The following is a 20,670-nucleotide window of genomic DNA, read 5'->3' as shown; positions in this document are numbered from 1 at the left end:
AGGTGCCGAAGCAATTCCAACACCTCTTATCATCAATCAGCTTTAACCCTGAACAAATTCAACACCCTTCTGGATGTCTCCTTTCAGTGTATCAAGCATATCTTCTAGAGCCTTTTGCTCGTATGCACTCAAAGATCCAATAGAAAGCAGTTCTTCTACACCTTCTTTGCCCAGTTTCAATGGCTGTGCAAAGAATGTAGCGTGCTCACCATCACCTTCAACATAGGCATACTCAACCACGTTTTCACCCTTCATTGCACGAACAAGTGATAGGCAGAAACGTGCAGCAGCCTGACCCATCGATAATGTTGCTGAACCGCCACCAGCTTTCGCTTCAACAACTTCTGTTCCTGCGTTTTGAATGCGGTGAGTCAATTGCTCAATCTCATCATCAGAAAATGAAACACCTTCAACTTGAGAAAGCAGTGGTAAAATCGTTGTGCCACTATGTCCACCAATCACAGGAACTGTGATTTCAGCAGGGTTTAAACCTTTCTTTTCAGCGACAAAAGTTTCTGCACGGATCACATCCAATGTTGTCACACCAAAAAGTCGCTTTGGATTGTATGTGCCAGCTTTTTTGAATACTTCAGCAACAATCGCAACCGTTGTATTGACTGGGTTCGTAATGATACCAACCATCGCATTTGGACATTGTTGCACAATCTCTTCTGCAAGTGTTTTTACAACCCCCGCATTCACATTGAACAAGTCTGCACGGTCCATACCTGGTTTACGCGGTACACCTGCAGGGATCAAAACCACGTCTGCATCTTTGAGTGCAGGCGCAAGGTAATCTTTCGAATAACCCTTTACATTTACATCAGTCGGGATATGACTTAAATCAACAGCAACGCCAGGGGTAACCGGAGCGATATCAAACAAAGAAAGCTCGCAACCCGCGGGTAACTGAGTTTTAAGAAGAAGGGACAGAGCCTGACCGATACCACCAGCGGCACCTAAAACGGCAACTTTCATTTTGATTCTTCCTCATGAAGGTGGGTTAAAAAACCTATCAACCATACTGAATAATCGGAAAAAAAACAATGTTGCAGCAATTTTTGCACTTCAAATGCCGGAATATAGCACTGGAAAGTGTAAAGCGGCGAGATAATTTAGTAAAATTGAATAATCGTGCTTAACCTTCGTATAACAGTAAGTAGAGTAAACATGTCCACTCAAGACAAACAAAAAAATTTAATCAAAGCATTTAAAGCACTTCTAAAGGAAGAGCGCTTTGGTTCCCAAGTCGAAATCGTCGAAGCTTTAAAATCACAGGGTTTTAATAACGTCAGTCAATCCAAGGTGTCTCGGATGCTGAGCAAATTTGGTGCAGTTCGAACCAGAAATGCGAAACAGCAAATGGTTTATTGCCTGCCACCAGAGTTTGGTGTTCCAACGGCGAAAAGTCCACTCCGTCAACTCGTTCTGGATATCGTCCATAACAATGTCATGATCATCATTCGAACCAGTCCAGGTGCAGCACAATTAATCGCACGCCTATTGGACTCTCTCGGAAAAGCAGAAGGTGTACTTGGTACGATTGCAGGTGATGACACAATATTTATCGCACCAGAAAACACAGATAATATTGATGAGACGCTCGCAAAAGTAAAAGAGTTGTTTGAAACGGTTTAATTTCCCATTCCTCCCCTTTTTTGTAGAAACGCAATCGATGGCGCAAAGAATGCTGCGCCCGATTCCGCTTGTGCAAAATCGAGTAAATGGTCGTAATTCCCCTGGCCATCACCATAGACCCTGCTGCGTAATACCTTCGCGTATGCGTCACCACTTGCGCAGCAGCTGACAATCATGACGCCTTGTTGCTTCATGTCACCATAAGGCATACTTTCGATCAACACCTCTGCCGGCGCATCACTATCCATCATACCAAAACGATACGCATGCGAAGCGCGCAACAAACTCTCAGCCGTTATAAGTTCGTTTTCCAGCTTACTTCGACCATAGATCTCTTCCTGATGTGACATGGGTAAACTTTCCCATTGTTGTAAGTGAAAACAATAGCGTTGCATATGAATATAAGAGCCACCGATAAACTCTGATCGCGAATCATTGACTAAAGCAACTTTTCGTCGTTTTTGCCCCATCAGTTTGCCATTATCTGCAATAAAGCCTGTTAAGTCCCGGCCATCCAAATAACGAAAGCCTATAATCTGCTCAACCAGCTCAACATCTTGACCAAGTAACTGGCATATACGTCGCCCAAAAAGATGATTAACATCATAACGATCCGAGCGAATTTGAATGAAAATATCATAAGGAACCGCAGGCATACTCCGACCTGCTGATTCAAGAACAGGAAAGGGCGCAAGTTCGGGTGGTCGTGCATTTGGATACAAGATATCCCAATAATTCGCGCCAATCGCAATCATCGAACTGAGCATTGACTCTGAGAATTGATCGGAGACCTCTTCAACAAGCGCAGGGAATTGCGCAAGCTTTTGTCTTAAGAGACCTTCTTGTCCATCGACTGCGTTAAATAAAAGGTATACTCCATGAAGGTTTGCCCCTGCACACACCCCTGATTGTTCCCGAGCCATATAATCCTTTCTTTTCATTGTGACACTGCGATAACTATAGCAAGTTCCTGATCTTTCGATCGTAATTATCATTCATAAAGCAACATGCCTTATGCTTTATCTTGGAAAAATGGGAGGTTTTTATCAACGAACTCAGCGGAAACATGATGTCCAACCTCAAAAACATAGCCATTCAACGCTTTCGCCATCAACGTTTCACCTTGGCAAGCAACCTGATAGTGAAAGCCACTGCCAGTAAATATTCTTTTTTCAACAACGGCTTCACCCGTCTCACTTGGTAATAATTGAATATCATCCGGTCTCAAGAATAACTTTCCTGAATGACCCAGTGCATGCCTCTGCGTATCCCGCATCTGAATATCTCCAAACTTTGTAGAGAAGACATGCGGTTGAACAACAGTTGCATCAATGTAAGAGCCGTGTCCCAAAAATTCGGCGACAAACGGACTTGCGGGGTGGTGATAGAGCATCTCCGGCGTATCAACCTGCGCAATCACACCGTGTTGCATGACAGCAAGTCGATCAGCAAAAGCAAAGGCTTCTTCTTTATTATGCGTCACAAATATCGCTGCAACGCCCTGTACCTTAATAATATGACGGATTTCCTCAATCAGAGAAAGCCTAACTTGCGGGTCAATATTGGAAAATGGTTCATCAAGTAACAATATATCTGGCTCGTATGCCAAAGCTCTAGCAATGGCCACGCGTTGTTGCTGACCACCAGACAGTTGATGTGGAAATCGTTTTTCAAATCCAGATAACCGGACTAATGCCAGCATTTCCATGATTTTTTGCAGACGTTCGCGTTTTTTTAGATGCCGAAGACCAAATCCAACATTTTCTGCAATCGTGAGATGTGGAAAGAGCGCATAATCCTGAAATATCATTCCGATATTTCGATGCTCTGGCGGGGTATGGACGGCCGTATCATTCACTGTTTTGCCATTGAGAACAATCGTACCTTGTGAAACAGGATGGAGCCCTGCAATTGCTTTGAGTGTTGTTGTTTTACCACAACCAGAAGAACCAAGCAGGCACAGGATTTCATTTTCATGTAAAGCAAGGTCTAGACCATTGACGATGAGTCTGTCTTGATATTTACACTGTAACTCTTTGATTTGTAACTTCGACATCGTTACCGCCCGTGCGCTTCAATATTTCGATTAACAACAAATAGTGGGATCAAACCCACACCAACAATGAATAATGCTGCCAATGCTGATAATTCCAGTTGCTCATCACTGACATATTGATAGATATAAGTGGCAAGTGTCTGATAATCAAATGGCCTTAAAAGCAGTGCCGCTGGCAACTCCTTCATCGCTTCAATAAAAATCAAGAGTCCCGCGGTCAGACAACCCCGCCTTAATAAAGGAAAGTGAACCTTATACATCAACTGAAATCGGTTGAGTTTCATGGTTCTGCCTGCCATATCTATGGATGGAGACACTTTGGCTAAGGTATTTTCCAGCGTACCAACGGCAATCGCGTTAAACCGAACAACATAGGCAAATGTAATCGCAAAAACAGTTCCGCTGAATATCAATCCAGGTTGCCAGTCAAACCATTGTCCGAACCAGTGATTGACCTGATGATCGAGTAAAGTCAATGGGATCAACACACCAATGGCCAAAACAGTCCCTGGAATTGCATAGCCTGTCGAAGCGAGTTGTCCCGGAATTTGCTGTCCTTTTTGTTGAAAGAAACGTTGAAAAATAACCAAACCAACACTCAAGGCAATACAAATCAAACTCACAATAGTAGCGACCTGAAAACTGTTCCATGCATGAGAAAGAAAATCGAATCGCCAATTTTCTGCGGCATAAATGACTGCATAATAGACCAATACACCTACAGGTATAAAAAATGATAACAACAAGATGAGCATTGAAACGCCAGCAGCCAACCAGCCAAACCCACCTGTTAATGTATACATTGCCTTTTTTTCTCTGGCCATCGTGTCATGCACTGCGCGTTGCCTGCGCCCCACCTTTTCAGCACCAATCAGTAAAAAAATCATTAAGAGCATCACACAGGAAATTTTCGCCGCTGCACCAAGGCTAGAATGATCAATCCAAGTGTCATACACAGCCGTCGTGAGTGTATTCACCGAGAATAAGTGAACTGTGGCAAAATCAGCCAATGTTTCCATGCCAATAAGTGCCAGTGCTGCGACAATCGCGCCTCTCGCCATGGGTAAAGAAACTCGAATAAAGCTCTGCCAAGGTGAGTGCTGCATGACGCGGCTCGCTCGAATCAAGTCGTATGAATGTTCCAACCAGAATGAACGTAAAATCAGATATAAATAAGGAAAAAGAACGAGAGATAGCATCAATACTGCTCCAGCCAGAGAGACAATATCGAAAAACCAATAATCCTGCGGTGACTGCCAACCAAACGTTTGCCTCAACCAAACCTGAATCGGCCCAGCATAGTCCAATAACTCCGTATACACTGCTGCAATCAAATATGCAGGCATTGCAAGGGGCAACATCAGTGACCAAGAAAAAAAGCGCTTGAGTGGGTACTCACACATAGCATTGAGCCACGCGAGTGGAATAGCGATGAAGGCGCTGAAACACAACACACCAACCAATAACAGGATAGAATTCGTCAGATAATCCGTAAAAACGGTATTCCATAAATGAACAAAAAGTTCATTATCAGGAGAGAGGCTTTGAAAAAAAAGCGCAAGAAGTGGAAGCGACAGGAGTATGCCTGCCGCCCAAGAAAAGCTATGCCAAGCTGTAATACGTACTCGGTTCATTAAAGATCAAACTTAACCTCGTCAACCAGCTTTAGTGCAGTGACGCGATGCTTACTAATTTCAGATATCGCGATGCTGTCTTCCTTAAATTTCCCCCAAGATGCAACCATATCTGAAACTGGAACCCCTTCTTTCACTGGGTACTCCATATTCACAGATGCATAGGTTTCCTGTGCCTGCTTCGAAGATAAGTACTGAATCAAGCGAACCCCATTCGCTTTATTTGGCGCATGCTTTGTCAGGACAACGCCGCTGACATTGATATGTGCACCCCGATCAGCTTGGTTCGGGAAATTAATATTGACGGCTTCTGCCCACGAGCGCTGCTTGTCGTTTTTGAGCATTTTTCCAAGGTAATAGCTGTTGCCTAAAGATAGATCACACAATCCTTCCTTGATTGCTTTGACCTGAGCACGGTCATTACCTTGAGGTTTACGTGCAAGGTTTTCTTTGACGCCTTGCAGCCATTCTTTTGCCTTTGCTTCCCCATGGTGAGCGACCATCGAAGCAATCAGCCCGACATTATACGGATGTTTGCCACTACGCGTACATATTTTTCCTTTATATTTTTGATCTGCCAGATCTTCATAACGGATCTTGTTTGAACCTTTCTGACGATCTTTGGAAGAATAGATGCTACGAACCCGCTTTGTCAGCGCAAACCATTTTCCTTCCGGATCCCTGAAAGATTTTGGAATATTCTTCTCGATGGTTTCATCATGAACGGGTTGAATAAGCCCTTCATCCTGAAGTTGAATCAATTTGCTAAAGTTAGATGTCAAAACAACATCTGCCGGACTAAACTTTCCTTCACGCTTTAACCTTTCAATCAACCCTTTCTTTGCAAAAACAACTTTTGTTTCTATACCTGTTTCTTTCGTAAAGGCTTCAAGAATTGGCTGGATCAGGAAATCCTGACGATATGAATAAATATTGACGGTTTCTGCTGCCATCACTGGCGCAACTGAAGACATGAGACAAAGTAAAGCAATTTTCTTTTTCATGCGGCTCCCCAAGAAAGTATAGAATAATGATAATCGTTATCATTAATTTTAACGCTATCGCGCCTACTTTTCACGGTACAGATACCTTCAATTCCAGAAAATTGATATTCAGGTACAGCAGGAAGAAAGCAGCAACACCAAAAAGTAAAAACAAATATTACAAAAGTTTGGACAACCGAACAGATTGACATTCCCAAAACAACGTTTCAGATTTTTCATATAATCACTGTGAGATATTTCCCACAGATGAGCCATCCATTTACCCACCTTCACGTAAGCAAAAAAACAATCAAACATTTATCCAGATATATATCAATAATTTAAGTCGACAACCCCCCCTCGTTAGACAAAAGTTTGTTTTTTTGTTTCTATCTCGGAGCTATGAGTCACCTAAAGAGGGAAATATGATGAGTGTACTGACGAAGAAAATAAAACCATCTTCATCGTCTGTCATCACATAATTAGAAAAAAAATTACTAAGTCATCAAATAGAGAAGTGATTGTTTTTGGATTGAACAAGCATGTTCAACAATAAACGAACATGGAGAAGGTCAATGCGAAAGATTGATGCATAGCAAGCTACTCTTAGGCTGTCTTTGCTCACTTCATTCAGTACCGACGCTTTTAGCAGCGCTAAGGTTGTTGGTACGGATCAATAGCTCACGAAAGTGTCTATTTTTTCGGTAACTCTGAAGGTTCCGTTGAATTTATAACAATTCTTTTTTCCTACCCTACAAAGCTCTGATTTATCAGAGCTTTTATTCCTAAATCTATTATCATAGAGATATAATGCTTTCTTTGTAAGAGATATCCTACAAAGCCGTAAGATATCTTATTTTCATCTCTCAGTAGTTCACCTCAATAATCAGTATAACCATCTGATTTATATAGACAACCAGGAATTACCCATCTTAGGTTCTAAATTTATTTTTGAATCACAACTCCCATCAAATACTTAGTTTTCGTAAGATACCCCCATTGAAATCAAGCAGCCATTCTTCAGCAGTTTTAGGATGTTGGTTTTAAAAGATAAACAAACACTCGTTTTTTAGAGATTTCGTAGTACTTTAAAAATGTAGTCGGGTGGGTTTATTGCAAGGAGTGTTGTTAAAAGGATATGGATAGAAGTTGTTGCATAAGGATAAGCAGCATTTATGGATGATGTAGCGGTAAGGGCATGAAGCCAGGTAGTAAGCATTGCGGGTTGTAAAGCAGTGTCGCGTTTGATAAAGGATGTAGTATAAGCAAGGAGCTTCGTTCAAAGTTCTGAGAAGGGAGCATGGATTGTTTCCTTCTCTTCCCTTGGCTTTCCTTCTTTCTCAAACCGTTCTCATTAACTTCTATTTCGATGATTTAACTCTTTTAGTTTTTGATTGAGTGATTTTTCCGGCAACCCCCGTTGCCGGTTTTTTTATGCACAATTCACATACAAAAAGTCCACCTCCCGATGCAGAAGATGAACTTTGCTCTACCATCTTGCGCTTAGAAAAAGTCTAAGTATCTACTATTCAACGTACTTCGTACTTGGAAAAAACTCTGGGTAAGCCTCAACCCCACATTCACTTTGATCAACACCTTCAAACTCTTGCTCATCCGTCACACGTAAACCAAACAATGCGTTTAATATTGCCCAAACGATAAAGCTCATCCCAAAAACCCAGACAAAAATTGTTGCAGCACCAACGAGCTGTCCGAAAAAGCTTGCATTTGAATTTGTCAGCGGAACGAGCATCAATCCAAGCAAGCCGATGGTCCCATGTACAGATATTGCTCCAACAGGGTCATCAATTTTACGTGTGTCCAAAAAAACGATAGAAAAAACAACCAAGACGCCTGCGATTACACCAAAACAAGTGGCTTGAAGTGGCGTCGGTGTTGCTGGTTCAGCAGTAATTGCAACAAGCCCTGCTAATGCACCATTTAAAACCATGGTTAAATCCGCTTTTTTGAAGCAAACCCTTGCAACGATTAATGCAGCAATTGCCCCACCCGCCGCGGCTGCATTCGTATTGACGAAAACCATTGCGACCGCATGTGCATTCGACATATCCCCCAATTTAAGGACTGATCCGCCATTAAAACCAAACCACCCCAACCAAAGCACAAAAGTTCCTAGTGTCGCCAAAGGCATGTTTGCCCCAGGGATAGCCTGAATACGGCCATCTTTTGTATATTTTCCATGACGAGGACCTAAGATTAAACCCCCAGCAAGTGCGGCGGCTGCACCAGCCATGTGTACAATTCCAGAGCCAGCAAAATCAGAAAAACCAACATCAGCAAGGGAATACAGACCAAAAACAGGTTCTCCTCCCCAAGTCCAGCTGCCTTCCATCGGATAAATTACGCCTGTCAGCACAACTGCAAACGCTAGAAATATCCAAAGCTTCATTCGTTCAGCAACCGCCCCTGATACGATTGACATCGCTGTTGCAACAAAAACGACTTGGAAGAAAAAGTCGGAGGCTTTGGAATAAATAGCATTCCCTTCAAAACCATTCTCTCGCCCTGCAAATTCTTCCAAGGTCTTTGTGACATCCGGGGCTGTGATTTCAGATAAAAACCAGCCACCACCATACATGAGGTGATAGCCACACATCAGATACATCACACATGCAATCGCGTATAATGCGACATTTTTGGTTAAGATTTCTGTTGTATTCTTGGCACGAACCATCCCGGCTTCCAACATGGCGAAACCGGCTGCCATCCACATGACAAGTGCACCACAGATCAGAAAATAAAACGTATCTAAAGCATATTGAAGATGAAAAATTTGCTGTTCCATCATCGCCTCCTATATTGCTTCCATATCAGTTTCACCAGTTCGGATCCGGACAACTTGTTCCAAGTCCATTACAAACACTTTGCCATCTCCCACTCGCCCGGTATGTGCGACGCTCATCAACACATCCAAGATCCGATCCACCTGCTCAGCCTGAGCTGCGATCTCCAGTTTTACTTTCGGCAAGAAATCAACTTGGTACTCCGCTCCCCGATATAGTTCCGTATGACCTCGCTGGCGGCCAAAGCCTTTGACTTCTGTGACTGTCATCCCATCAATGCCTGCTTCGGCAAGGGACTCTCGTACATCCTCAAGCTTAAATGGCTTGATAATTGCGCTGATTAGTTTCATCGCATCGCTCCTATTGACGACCAATCTAGCGAGAATAAAGAAAGGAACGTGCCAAGATGAATATAATATTTAAATTCAATAGGTTAAACAATGCACACAAGTGACTGTTGATTTAAAATTCACCAAATTAGGGAAAGAAAAAATGATACTGCCCCATCTTGGCGCAGCATTATTGAGTTCATTTGGAAGGTGAGAAAACGATTAAAATAGATAGGTCGGGTTTTTCAGATATCTTTCCAGTTTTTGATAAAACTGAGCAATATGCCAACCATCCATCATCCCATGATGGACTTGTACAGAGACGGGCATATCAATGATGCCATCCTTCGATTCGATTTTACCCCAGGAGATTCTTGGGATGGTATCTGGTTCTTTCATATTAACTGGGTGGGTAAAAGAAGTGAAACGAAGCCAAGGTAAGCATGAAGTAAACATGCAATCATCTCTCGTCGCATCAAATTCCAGCGTCACCTGTGGTTTGACGCGTGCTTTTTCTTTTTTCACAGCCTGATGAAATAGTTCAAACTCGAGTTGATGTTTCACCTCAGCAAAACTAAACAAGGGCTCTTGTTCTGTCATCACAATAAATCCAGGGTGGATCACCTCATGTTCAATGATCTGATCTCCACGGATCCGTTGTCGAAACTCAGGAATTTCATTTGCAGCACGGGAAATCGCATAGAGGATAAAAGAAAAAATTGAATACTTGTGCGATTTTACAAATGGCACAGCAGCAGAAACATCAACATTGGCACAGAAACCAACATAAGGAAAGTCTTTGCCAGCGTATATATCAAAATGCTGGCGGCGTGGCCAATCAGCCATCTCAATGATTTTCATACAGCAACCAAATCAATAAAAGGAGCCACGCATCCTAACACTATTTTGCTAATTTAATACAGTCTCACGACTACATAATATCAAGGTTAATTTGATACAAAATCACGCCATTCTTTCATCATATGAGTAAAATCCGTTAACCCACACGCAGAGGTCATTCCATTTTCATCCACAGATAAAGGTTCTCCAACTCTCTCAATGGCCAGTGCCAGATCTGAGTCAGATTGAGCAATATTATGATTGACCAAAGCATCCAAATGATTCAGGCTCAGACTGATTTCTTTCCCGCGGATCACCGTATCATCACCTTGTCCATTCAGGTTTGTTGCGGTATCGAGTACTTGATCGATATTTGAAACGTCATCACCAACTTCATCCAGTAACCAGCGGCCGAACAGCTCATGTTCTTCGGAAAACTTCGCGTGATAGCCGCCATTCACACGATCATGCATAAATTCATATTCCATCGTTTGATTCCTCTTCAAGCCTTTCGTCATGCCTTTTTGGATCATATTCTGAGTGTAGAAAAAAAAGCCCTGTAGTGCGACTACAGGGCTTTTCATTTTAATACTAATTCCGTATTTATACAGTCAGTTTTTATACCGCTTGCTGAATGATCACATCATCCGCCTTTTTGGTATATTCCGACATTTGATGGAAATTGAGATAACGGTATGTATCTGCCGCTGTTGCGTCGATTTCTTTTGCGTAAGCAAGGTACTCTTCTGGTGTTGGTAATTTACCGACAATAGAAGACACTGCAGCAAGCTCAGCGGATGCAAGGTACACATTTGCACCTTTACCAAGACGGTTTGGGAAGTTACGCGTTGAAGTTGACACAACGGTTGCATTATCTGCAACACGCGCCTGATTACCCATACATAGTGAACAACCAGGAATTTCGATACGCGCACCTGTACGTCCAAAGATACCATAATAGCCTTCTTCCGTAAGCTGAGCCTGGTCCATCTTCGTCGGTGGTGCAATCCAAAGACGCGTAGGAATAGTGCCGTTGAATTTATCAAGCAATTTACCCGCTGCACGGAAGTGACCAATATTCGTCATACAAGAACCGATGAAAACTTCATCGATCTTATCACCTGTCACTTCTGAAAGAAGACGCGCATCATCAGGATCGTTTGGTGCACATAAGATTGGCTCTTTAATATCAGCCAAGTCAATGTCGATAACCGCTGCATATTCCGCATCCGCATCACCACGCATTTGCTGTGGATTTTCAAGCCATGCGACCATCGCTTGAATACGTCTTTCGATTGTACGACGGTCACCATATCCTTCCGAAATCATCCACTTCAACATGACGATGTTTGATTCAAGATATTCTGTAACTGAGTCATCCGACAATGTGATTGTACAACCAGCCGCACTTCGCTCTGCTGATGCATCAGATAGTTCGAATGCCTGCTCCGCAGTTAAATGCTCAAGACCTTCGATTTCTAATACACGGCCAGAGAAGATATTCTTCTTGCCTTGCTTCTCTACAGTGAGTAGACCTTGCTGGATTGCATAATAAGGGATTGCATGAACCAAATCACGCAAAGTAATTCCTGGTTGCATTTCACCTTTAAAACGAACCAATACAGACTCAGGCATATCCAGAGGCATTACGCCTGTCGCTGCTGCGAAAGCAACAAGGCCAGAACCTGCAGGGAAAGAAATACCAAGTGGGAAGCGTGTGTGTGAATCACCACCGGTACCAACAGTGTCTGGCAACAACATGCGGTTCAACCAAGAGTGAATAACCCCATCACCTGGACGAAGTGAAACACCTGCACGGTTCATGATGAAGTCAGGCAATGTATGGTGTGTATTTACATCAACTGGCTTCGGATAAGCGGCTGTATGACAGAAAGACTGCATGACCAAATCAGCTGAGAAGCCAAGACAAGCTAAGTCTTTGAGCTCATCACGCGTCATCGGTCCAGTTGTATCCTGAGAGCCAACAGTTGTCATTTTTGGCTCACAGTACTGACCTGGACGAATACCTTCAACACCACACGCTTTACCAACCATCTTCTGCGCAAGCGTATAGCCTTTACCTGTGTCAGCAACCTGAACAGACGCGCGGAAAACAGTCGATGGCTCTAGGCCAAGTGATTCACGCGCACGCGTTGTCAAACCTCGACCGATAATCAGTGGAATACGGCCACCAGCACGGACTTCATCAAGCAGCACATCTGATTTGAGAGTGAACTCAGACATCACTTCATCTGTACCATGACGCTTGACGACACCTTCATATGGGAAAATATCAATCACATCACCCATATTCAGTTTGCTCACGTCCAGCTCGATTGGTAACGCACCTGAGTCTTCCATTGTATTGAAGAAGATAGGTGCAATTTTACCTCCTAGACATAAGCCGCCAGCGCGTTTGTTTGGTACATTTGGGATATCTTCACCCATGAACCATAATACGGAGTTTGTCGCAGACTTACGAGAAGAGCCCGTCCCAACAACATCACCAACATAAACCAGCTGATGACCTTTTGCTTGTAGCTCTTCAATTTGTTTGATTGGACCAACCGTTCCTTCTTGATCTGGCTTGATGCCATCACGTGGCATTTTAAGCATAGCCAATGCATGAAGAGGAATGTCCGGACGAGACCAGGCATCTGGTGCTGGAGACAAATCATCTGTGTTTGTTTCGCCAGAGACTTTAAAGACGGTCATTGTGAGCTTTTCAGCTATTTCTTGACGCTCAGTAAACCACTCAGCATCTGCCCAAGACTGAACAACTTGCTGTGCGTGTTTGTTCCCCGCTTTTGCTTTTTCTTCTACGTCATAGAAGCGATCAAACATGAGCAATGTATGCGACAAGCCTTTCGCTGCGATAGGCGCAAGCGCTTCATCATCGAGCAAATCAATCATTGGCTCGATATTGTAGCCACCAAGCATTGTGCCAAGTAGCTCTGTCGCACGTTCTTTCGTGAGGATTGGCGATGATGCCTCTCCTTTTGCAACAGCAGCAAGAAAACCAGCTTTCACATAAGCGGCATCATCCACGCCTGGTGGAATACGGTTTTCAAGTAAGTCGATCAGAAAAGATTCTTCGCCTGCTGGCGGATTTTTGATAAGTTCGATAAGGTCAGCGACCTGTTGCGCGTCGAGTGGTTTAGGAACCACCCCTTCTTGAGCACGCTCTTCAACGTGTTTACGATATTCTTGAAGCACGATAGTATCCTCTTCAATTGGGCCGTTTTGCCAAACAGCACCCATCCACTTAATCCAATTAGACCGTGAATTATAAGGGGTTTATCCTATATTTTAAACGACACGGTCCGTCGTTGAACTTATATTCAGTATAAATCTCATGAATACTCATCAACTTTTGTACAATTTGTACTGATATTGGTCGCTCGATCGCCTTAACTGTCACTTAAAAGTAAACATAAAGACTGATAACCTCTTTAGCATAGATAGATTTGCGATAAATCGCCTGTCAGCGGTGTTCTGTTTCTACTTCTGCAAACAAAAACATACCACCGCCTTTCAGATTTACCAGATAATGACCCGATCTTCTGGCTTCAAATACATTTTATCTGTATTTTTAACATCGAATGCTTGATAAAAAGCAGGGACATTTTTTAAAGTACCCAACACCCGGTACTGTGGCGGCGCATGAGAATCTGTCCGAAGCCTTTTCCGTAGCGCGGCCTCTCGGTAAACATTTCTCCAGATCTGAGCAAAGCCCAGAAAAAAGCGTTGCTCTCCAGTAAAACCATCTATCACTCGTGACTTTTTGCCCTTCAAAGACATTTTGTAAGCCTCAAAAGCAATAATCACACCGCTTAAATCACCAATATTTTCTCCAAGTGTTAATTCGCCATTCACATGGGCATCTCGGAATGGGTAAAACTTATTGAATTGATCAATCAGTCTTTGACTTCGCTTTTCAAATTCTGCTTTATCTTGACTCGTCCACCAGTTTTTCAGATTACCATCTCCATCATACTGCGCTCCCTGATCATCAAACCCATGGCTTATCTCATGGCCAATTGCTGTACCAATTGCGCCATAATTCACTGCATCATCCGCTTTCACATTAAAGAATGGTGGCTGTAAAATGCCTGCCGGGAAGAAAATTTGATTTGTCGTCGGATTATACCCTGCATTCACAAGTTGCGGATTAATTATCCAACGAGTCCGATCCACAGGTTTACTCAAGTCCTCTCGAGAACGATTATAAAACCACTTTACAGAGCGTTGATAGTTACCAAACAAATCATCAGGACGAAGCTCTAGAGCGCTGTAATCTTCCCATTTTTCAGGGAAGCCAATCATTGGACGAAACTTTTCTAGTTTAACCAAGGCTCTATTTTTCGTTTCTTCACTCATCCAATCAAGGCGTTGGATCGTCTTTGTGTAAGCACGCGTCAGGTTTTTTACCATCTTGTCCATTCTCGCTTTTGCTTCTGGCCTAAAGTGCTTTTTCACATATGCTTTTCCAACTGCCTGGCCAATAATCTGATTTGTATGTTCCACCCCTCGTTCCCAACGAGGTTTCAACATCGTTACACCACGTAATACTTTTCCATAAAATTCAAAGTCCCTCAGGACAAATTCAGCACTCAAGTATTTTGCAAATGCACTCACTGTTCGAAGTGCAAGATAATCTTTCCAGCTCTGTAAATCTGTTTTTTTGAAAATCTGAGCAAGACCACGAATATAAGATGGTTGATGAATCACAACTTCAGTGTGGTTTTCAAGTTGCCAGACCTGGCTCATCGCTTGCCAATTCATCACATTCATCACACGAGCTAACTCAGAAGTTTTTCTTAGATTATACGTCTTGTCCGATTGCCGATTCTCCACACGAGACCATTGTACTTCTGCAATTTGAGTCTCAAGTGCCAACACTCGCTCTGCTGATGCTTTTACCGAAGAATATCCAGCCAGTTTCAGCATGTCTTCCATATAGTTGAGATAAGCGTTCCGAATAGCATTAAAACGTGGAGACTGCTCAAGATAATAATCCCTATCTGGTAAACCTAAACCGGATTGATGGAAATAGACTTGATTCTTCATTGAATCTCTTTTATCGGGCATTACAAACCAAGTTAGTGGTGTTTCAACACCATACTCCAATGATTTAGCAATTTGCGCGCTCAAAGACTTTTTATCTTGAATTTTATTAATTTCAGCAAGAAGCGGTTGAATTGGAGATGCGCCTAATTGATCCAGTTTCTTCAAATCCATAAATGCCTGATAAGCGGCCAATGCTTTCTTCTCTTCTGCTGAGATGGATTTTTTCTTTCCCAGACTCAGAAGAATTGATTGCACATCACGCTTAGACTGCTCTTGTAATTCGTCAAATGTTCCATATCTCGACTTATCGTCAGGTAATTTGAAAGAGTGAAGCCAACCACCATTGACGTATTGGTAGAAATTATCTTGTGGGCGTGTTTTTTGATCGAAGTTATCTCGAACAATACCTGAAACAAGTTGTGTCCCAGCATAGGAATGAAGCGTTGTTGCAGATATGGACAATGGCAGAAAAAACACCATCCATACAACAAGCTTGGGTATCATTTTCATCATGAACATTAAAATTAGTCGAAAAATTGACAAAATCATATCAAATAAAAAGCCCCTTTACATAGGGGCTTTTTAACTCATTGTTTTACCAAATTTTTACGCGTTCATTGGGTGATAAATACATCTTATCCCCTTCTTTGACGCTAAATGCTTCATAAAACGCAGGAACGTTTGGCAATATGCCATTGACACGATAACGAGGTGGGGAGTGTGGATCAGTTAACAATAACTGTCGTGCGACTTTCTCTCTTGCTTTTACTTTCCATGCTTGCGCATATCCGATGTAGAAGCGCTGTTCACCAGTGAAACCATCGATTTTAGGTGATGCTTTACCATTCAATGACATTTTATAAGCTTCATAAGCAATGGTCACCCCGCCAAGGTCACCGATATTTTCACCGAGTGTCAGCTCACCATTGACATGCGCATCGTCAAATGGTTTAAAGCTGTTAAACCGATCCACTAACGCTTTACCACGTTTTTGGAATTCGCTTAGATCTTTCTCAGCCCACCAGTTTTGCAAGTTACCATCACCATCGTATTTTGCACCTTGATCATCGAACCCGTGGCCAATTTCATGACCAATTACTGCACCAATCGCCCCATAGTTGACCGCGTCTTCTGCATCTAGATTGAAAAACGGCGGTTGTAGAATTGCTGCTGGGAAAACGATTTCATTACCTGTCGGCAAATAATATGCGTTCACAGTTTGTGGTGTCATCAACCATTTATCACGATCCACAGGCTCGCCGATATCTTTGAGGCTATCTTGGCTACGCCACATCGAATAGCGAACTTGGTTCCCGACAAGATCATCCGATTTAATCGTCAAATCAGAGTAGTCTTTCCATTTATCTGGGTAACCAATCTTCGTCTTGAACTTGCTGAGTTTAACCAAAGCACGTTCTTTCGTTTCTTCTGACATCCATTCCAAACCTTTGATCCCCTTTTCATAGGCTTTGATCAGGTTACTCACGAGATTTTCCATGCGTTCTTTTGCTTCGGGTTTAAAGTGACGATCGACATACACTTTACCCATTGCTTCACCCAAGAGTGAATTCACACGACTGATCCCGCGTTTCCAGCGTGGACGCATTTCCTGCTGGCCACTCAACGTTTTGCCATAATATTCGAAGCTGATCTTTTCAAATTCTGTTCCCATTGAACCCGAAAAGCCGCTAATATATTGAAGAGAAAGGTAATCTTTCCATGTTTGTAAATCAGTTTCTGAGAATACCTTTGCAAGGCCTTCAAGGTAACTTGGCTGAGAAATAATGGCTTCATCCAGTTGAATCCCCATTGCCTGCGTATAATCCGCCCAGCTGATATCACCCAACATTGCTTCAATTTTATCTGAAGAAAGCTTGTTATATGTTTTATCGCTGTCGCGGTTCTCGACCTTCGTCCATTGATGTTTGGCAATTTTTTCTTCTAATGCATAAATACGCTTTGCTGCATTGTCAGCATCAGGGTATTTTGCAGCCGAGAATAGTTCTGCCACATATGTTTGGTAGGCTTTACGGATAGTGTCGAACTTCTCACCTTGATTAAAGTAATAGTCTCTATCTGGAAGACCTAGACCCGATTGGTAGAAGTAAATTGTATTCGTACCAGAGTTCTTTGCGTCTGAATGAACATACCAACCTAATGGGTTATCAACATGAATAAGCCCCATTTTACCAAAAAGTGCACTTAATTGTGCTTTATCAGAGAGTGATGCAATTTCTTTTAAGAAAGGCTGAATCGGCTTCGTGCCCAGTTTTGTTAAGTGCGCTTCATCCATATAGCTGTTATACAAATCAGCAATTTGCTTCGCTTCTTTCACTGAAGAGGCATTCGGGTTTTTGGATAGCTCGGTAATAATGGCTTTCATATTCTTAACGGACTGCTCGTGCAGTTCCATGAAAGCACCATCACGGGACTTATCCGCTGGCAATTCGTGGGTTTTCAACCAACCACCATTTACATAGCCAAAAAAGTCATCCTGTGGGCGAACAGATAAATCCATATTTGATTTGAAAATACCTGAACCAAGCGCTTGTTTCTGTACAACTTTATTTTTTTCATGGTGAACCACTGTTTCTTGGTGTGGCGCTGAACAACCACTGATCCCTAATGCGAGAAGAACACCCGCAGACAGTAATGAAAGTCGCTTTCTCAATTTCCTACCCTCAAATTTTTATTCGCAAAGAGCACGATATTACTCACAGGGAGGTTGAAAGGCAAAGGTCTGTCGATATCTCATCCAAAAGAATTGTTTCAATTTGTGTATTCACAATCTCAAATGAAAGTCACTGCCCATGAAAAAATGGCTTATACATAGTATGATAACTGTACAATGCATGATTTTATATCTATGGTTAGCGGATATGCAACAGGAACACTTCGTATTGAAAAGGAGCCCATATGTTACCCAAAAAGCTAGCTATTAGCATCGAGCTTTTCGATACAATCTTATCTGAGCTCAGAGATAGCGTAACATTGGTCGATCCAAACTTGGATGATAGCCCACTCGTATATGTCAATCGCGCTTTCGAAATAACGACGGGTTATACAAAAGAGGAAGTACTGAATAAAAACTGTCGATTTTTACAGTGTGATGACCAAAACCAACCCGAAATACAGGTGCTACGAGAGGCTTTAAAAAAAGGGGAGCCATGCCAGGTTGTCTTAAAAAATTATCGTAAAACGGGAGAGCGTTTTTGGAATGAACTCAGTATTTCTCCGATTCGGAGTGACGAGGGTGAAATTCTCTATTTTCTTGGTATACAAAAAGATATTACACAAAAGGTCGATTTGCAAAAGCAGCTCGTCCTTGAAATGTGTGATCTGCGTGACTCAAATAAAAATTTAAAAGAGCAAGCGGAAACCGATGCATTAACGGGCTTACATAACAAACGTTACTTTTTAGAACAATATCCAGCACAATTTACTTTTGCTCAACGAAATAACCTTCCCTTCTCCTTATTTATGATGGATGTTGATCATTTTAAAGCTTATAACGACTTCTATGGACATATTGAAGGTGATCATTGTCTTGAAAAAGTTGGTCAAGCACTTCGATGCGTCTTCAAAAGAAATACCGATATTGTTGCTCGGTATGGTGGGGAAGAGTTTGCAGTTTTCTCGGTAGGAGGAACTGCATTGTTTGGTGCAAAGCTTGCGAAGAAGCTTCAAGCAGAAATCGAAAGACTCAATATTGAGCATCAAAAAAGTGAACATGAATACATCACTTTCAGTATCGGGCATGTTTTTGTTCAAGATCCAGCTGTTTGTAGTCATCTAGAATTACTTGATATTGCGGACCAAGCTCTTTATGCCGCAAAAAGCAAAGGGCGTCATTGTATTGTTCAAAAAATTATTGAGTAAAATGGCCCTTACAAGGGCCAGTTCCATTATAGTTTTTCACCGTAGGCTAAATCACCAGCATCACCCAAGCCTGGGACGATATAGGCTTTTTCATTGAGCTTTTCATCCATCGCAGCAAGGTAAATTTCTACGTCTGACTGAACATTTTCCTGAAGATAAGAAACGCCTTCTGGTGCTGCAATGACAGCAACGATTTTAATCGAACGAGGCTGACCCATTTCGAGGATTTTATTCAACGATTTCGCGAGTGATTTCCCAGTGGCCAACATCGGATCCACAACGATAATATCTCGCCCAGAAATATCGGGAAATGCACTGTAGCCTAAGTAAATATCAAAACCATCCTCTGCGGTTTCGTCATGACGACGATATGCACCAATAAAGCCACTGTATGCTTTATCGAATATATCTAAAAAGCCATCGTAGAACGGCAAACCAGCCCGCAGAATGGTGAGCAAAATGGGTTGAGACTCAATTCGATCAATCGCAGCTGTACCCAGTGGAGTTGCTACCTGTTGTGTCTCATAGTTCAGAGATTTTGAAACTTCATATGCGAGAAGATTACCTAACATCCGTAGGTTTCGGCGAAAGCGCATTGAGTCGCCCTGCACATTCACATCACGGAGTTCTGCTAAAAATTCATTCGCGACTGAGCGATTTTGATTCAAGATAAAGAGACTCATGGTGCTGCCTTTTTTATTTCATAGTTGGATTCATGTGACTTGCTTTAAAACGGATGAAGACGAACACGCAATACGGTTCGAGCGGATCTGCCGATAATCCGTTTTAAAACGTTGAAAATGTGATGCGAGCGCCTGCGCTGCATTGTGTTCCTTCGCCATTTCCAAAAGCACAACAGCGGCCTCGACGGTACACAAGTGTGCCGGGTTGTCGCTTTTCCTTAGACCGTAAAGAGACAATGTATCCGGTTGAATGGACAATACGGGATACTGCGTTAAATAAGGGCTGTTACGAAACATTTTTTTCGCTTGTCGCCAAGTACCGTCTAATAAAACAAACAGTGGTTGTTTTTGAGTACCTGATTTCTGCTCCCCCAGAAGTACTTCATGGCACTGTCTTGCTCGCTCTACCTCATCATGAGGGAATACCAGGATCGGTTGCCAACCTTCTTGGGTGAGCAATGTGAGTAATTGCTCTGATGGTTGTGTTCTTGACCACTTCCATGCAAAAGTCTGAGGGATAATATCAGCAATGAGTCGCCCAGTGTTCGTCGGTTTATAGGCTTCTGAGCCAAACATCAAAAGACAAAACCCTACCGCTGAAGAGACTGTATGAACAGAATCACAATAACACAGCGCTTTGCTCATTAAACAGCTTGAACAACGCTGAATTGCACTACCTCGCGCTCGAAACTCACGGGTCGACTTTTCTTTTAATGCTTCTCTTAATCGAACAACAGCATTCATCTCATTAACT

At 42.5% G+C, this 20,670-nt stretch carries 16 protein-coding genes; 2 read left to right on the top strand and 14 right to left on the bottom strand.

The features are described 5' to 3' along the window. Window positions 1-42: 42 nt before the first annotated feature. Window positions 43-978: a malate dehydrogenase gene (gene mdh, locus C505_RS0109805; RefSeq protein WP_018692436.1), complete on the bottom strand. Its 936-nt coding sequence runs from the start codon at window positions 976-978 to the stop codon at window positions 43-45. 192 nt (window positions 979-1,170) lie between these two features. On the opposite strand from mdh, the gene argR reads away from it, so the two are divergent. Next, entirely contained in the window at window positions 1,171-1,638 is a 468-nt protein-coding gene (gene argR, locus C505_RS0109800; protein ID WP_018692435.1) for a transcriptional regulator ArgR, read from the top strand. On the opposite strand, the gene C505_RS0109795 is transcribed toward argR, so the two are convergent. The 11 genes from C505_RS0109795 to C505_RS0109745 all read right to left on the bottom strand — a co-directional run bounded on the left by C505_RS0109795 (window position 1,635) and on the right by C505_RS0109745 (window position 18,025). Further along, entirely contained in the window at window positions 1,635-2,579 is a 945-nt protein-coding gene (locus C505_RS0109795; RefSeq protein ID WP_169337031.1) for a Dyp-type peroxidase, read from the bottom strand. The two genes, argR and C505_RS0109795, sit on opposite strands and share 4 nt — an antisense overlap. 71 nt (window positions 2,580-2,650) lie before the next feature. Then, on the bottom strand, window positions 2,651-3,694 hold the full coding sequence (locus C505_RS0109790; RefSeq protein WP_018692433.1) for an ABC transporter ATP-binding protein: 1,044 nt from the start codon (window positions 3,692-3,694) through the stop codon (window positions 2,651-2,653). A gap of 2 nt (window positions 3,695-3,696) precedes the next feature. Next, entirely contained in the window at window positions 3,697-5,328 is a 1,632-nt protein-coding gene (locus C505_RS0109785; protein ID WP_018692432.1) for an ABC transporter permease, read from the bottom strand. Next, window positions 5,328-6,332: a Fe(3+) ABC transporter substrate-binding protein gene (locus C505_RS0109780; RefSeq protein ID WP_018692431.1), complete on the bottom strand. Its 1,005-nt coding sequence runs from the start codon at window positions 6,330-6,332 to the stop codon at window positions 5,328-5,330. Before C505_RS0109780 ends, C505_RS0109785 begins: the two co-directional genes overlap by 1 nt. A 1,504-nt stretch (window positions 6,333-7,836) precedes the next feature. Then, entirely contained in the window at window positions 7,837-9,117 is a 1,281-nt protein-coding gene (locus C505_RS0109775) for an ammonium transporter (protein WP_018692430.1), read from the bottom strand. Window positions 9,118-9,126: 9 nt separating this feature from the next. Next, window positions 9,127-9,465: a P-II family nitrogen regulator gene (locus C505_RS0109770; protein WP_018692429.1), complete on the bottom strand. Its 339-nt coding sequence runs from the start codon at window positions 9,463-9,465 to the stop codon at window positions 9,127-9,129. A 201-nt stretch (window positions 9,466-9,666) separates the two neighbouring features. Next, window positions 9,667-10,305 carry a chloramphenicol acetyltransferase gene (locus C505_RS0109765; protein ID WP_026317871.1) on the bottom strand — a complete coding sequence of 213 codons (639 nt, stop codon included), beginning with the start codon at window positions 10,303-10,305 and terminating at the stop codon, window positions 9,667-9,669. 86 nt (window positions 10,306-10,391) lie between these two features. Beyond that, a complete protein-coding gene (locus C505_RS0109760) occupies window positions 10,392-10,772 on the bottom strand; it encodes a YacL family protein (RefSeq protein WP_169337030.1) in 381 nt (126 codons plus the stop codon). 130 nt (window positions 10,773-10,902) lie between these two features. Continuing rightward, entirely contained in the window at window positions 10,903-13,500 is a 2,598-nt protein-coding gene (acnB, locus tag C505_RS0109755; protein WP_026317870.1) for a bifunctional aconitate hydratase 2/2-methylisocitrate dehydratase, read from the bottom strand. Window positions 13,501-13,824: 324 nt separating this feature from the next. Beyond that, on the bottom strand, window positions 13,825-15,834 hold the full coding sequence (locus C505_RS0109750; RefSeq protein WP_169337029.1) for a M13 family metallopeptidase: 2,010 nt from the start codon (window positions 15,832-15,834) through the stop codon (window positions 13,825-13,827). A gap of 115 nt (window positions 15,835-15,949) precedes the next feature. Continuing rightward, window positions 15,950-18,025, bottom strand: a complete 2,076-nt coding sequence (locus C505_RS0109745) for a M13 family metallopeptidase (protein WP_018692424.1) — start codon at window positions 18,023-18,025, stop codon at window positions 15,950-15,952. Between the two features lie 245 nt (window positions 18,026-18,270). On the opposite strand from C505_RS0109745, the gene C505_RS0109740 reads away from it, so the two are divergent. Further along, window positions 18,271-19,233, top strand: a complete 963-nt coding sequence (locus tag C505_RS0109740; protein ID WP_018692423.1) for a GGDEF domain-containing protein — start codon at window positions 18,271-18,273, stop codon at window positions 19,231-19,233. 26 nt (window positions 19,234-19,259) lie between these two features. On the opposite strand, the gene upp is transcribed toward C505_RS0109740, so the two are convergent. Together upp and C505_RS0109730 are read right to left on the bottom strand one after the other, a co-directional pair. After that, window positions 19,260-19,916, bottom strand: coding sequence for a uracil phosphoribosyltransferase (upp, locus tag C505_RS0109735; RefSeq protein WP_018692422.1), 657 nt, complete (start codon window positions 19,914-19,916; stop codon window positions 19,260-19,262). A gap of 30 nt (window positions 19,917-19,946) precedes the next feature. Further along, the gene (locus C505_RS0109730) at window positions 19,947-20,660 is read right to left on the bottom strand and encodes a tRNA-uridine aminocarboxypropyltransferase (protein ID WP_018692421.1); all 714 of its coding nucleotides are present in this window, start codon (window positions 20,658-20,660) and stop codon (window positions 19,947-19,949) included. Window positions 20,661-20,670 lie beyond the last annotated feature (10 nt).

Source organism: Algicola sagamiensis DSM 14643 (assembly GCF_000374485.1).
GTDB classification, from domain to species: domain Bacteria; phylum Pseudomonadota; class Gammaproteobacteria; order Enterobacterales; family Alteromonadaceae; genus Algicola; species Algicola sagamiensis.
This window is presented reverse-complemented; position numbering and strand designations above follow the sequence as displayed.

Coding starts and splice junctions, on each gene's coding strand:
- upp (WP_018692422.1), bottom strand. CDS start 19,916: ATGAGTCTCTTTATCTTGAATCAAAATCGCTCAGTCGCGAATGAATTT.
- C505_RS0109740 (WP_018692423.1), top strand. CDS start 18,271: ATGTTACCCAAAAAGCTAGCTATTAGCATCGAGCTTTTCGATACAATC.
- C505_RS0109775 (WP_018692430.1), bottom strand. CDS start 9,117: ATGGAACAGCAAATTTTTCATCTTCAATATGCTTTAGATACGTTTTAT.
- C505_RS0109760 (WP_169337030.1), bottom strand. CDS start 10,772: ATGGAATATGAATTTATGCATGATCGTGTGAATGGCGGCTATCACGCG.
- C505_RS0109795 (WP_169337031.1), bottom strand. CDS start 2,579: ATGAAAAGAAAGGATTATATGGCTCGGGAACAATCAGGGGTGTGTGCA.
- C505_RS0109750 (WP_169337029.1), bottom strand. CDS start 15,834: ATGGTGTTTTTTCTGCCATTGTCCATATCTGCAACAACGCTTCATTCC.
- C505_RS0109780 (WP_018692431.1), bottom strand. CDS start 6,332: ATGAAAAAGAAAATTGCTTTACTTTGTCTCATGTCTTCAGTTGCGCCA.
- C505_RS0109765 (WP_026317871.1), bottom strand. CDS start 10,305: ATGAAAATCATTGAGATGGCTGATTGGCCACGCCGCCAGCATTTTGAT.
- C505_RS0109730 (WP_018692421.1), bottom strand. CDS start 20,660: ATGAATGCTGTTGTTCGATTAAGAGAAGCATTAAAAGAAAAGTCGACC.
- C505_RS0109785 (WP_018692432.1), bottom strand. CDS start 5,328: ATGAACCGAGTACGTATTACAGCTTGGCATAGCTTTTCTTGGGCGGCA.
- mdh (WP_018692436.1), bottom strand. CDS start 978: ATGAAAGTTGCCGTTTTAGGTGCCGCTGGTGGTATCGGTCAGGCTCTG.
- C505_RS0109790 (WP_018692433.1), bottom strand. CDS start 3,694: ATGTCGAAGTTACAAATCAAAGAGTTACAGTGTAAATATCAAGACAGA.
- C505_RS0109770 (WP_018692429.1), bottom strand. CDS start 9,465: ATGAAACTAATCAGCGCAATTATCAAGCCATTTAAGCTTGAGGATGTA.
- argR (WP_018692435.1), top strand. CDS start 1,171: ATGTCCACTCAAGACAAACAAAAAAATTTAATCAAAGCATTTAAAGCA.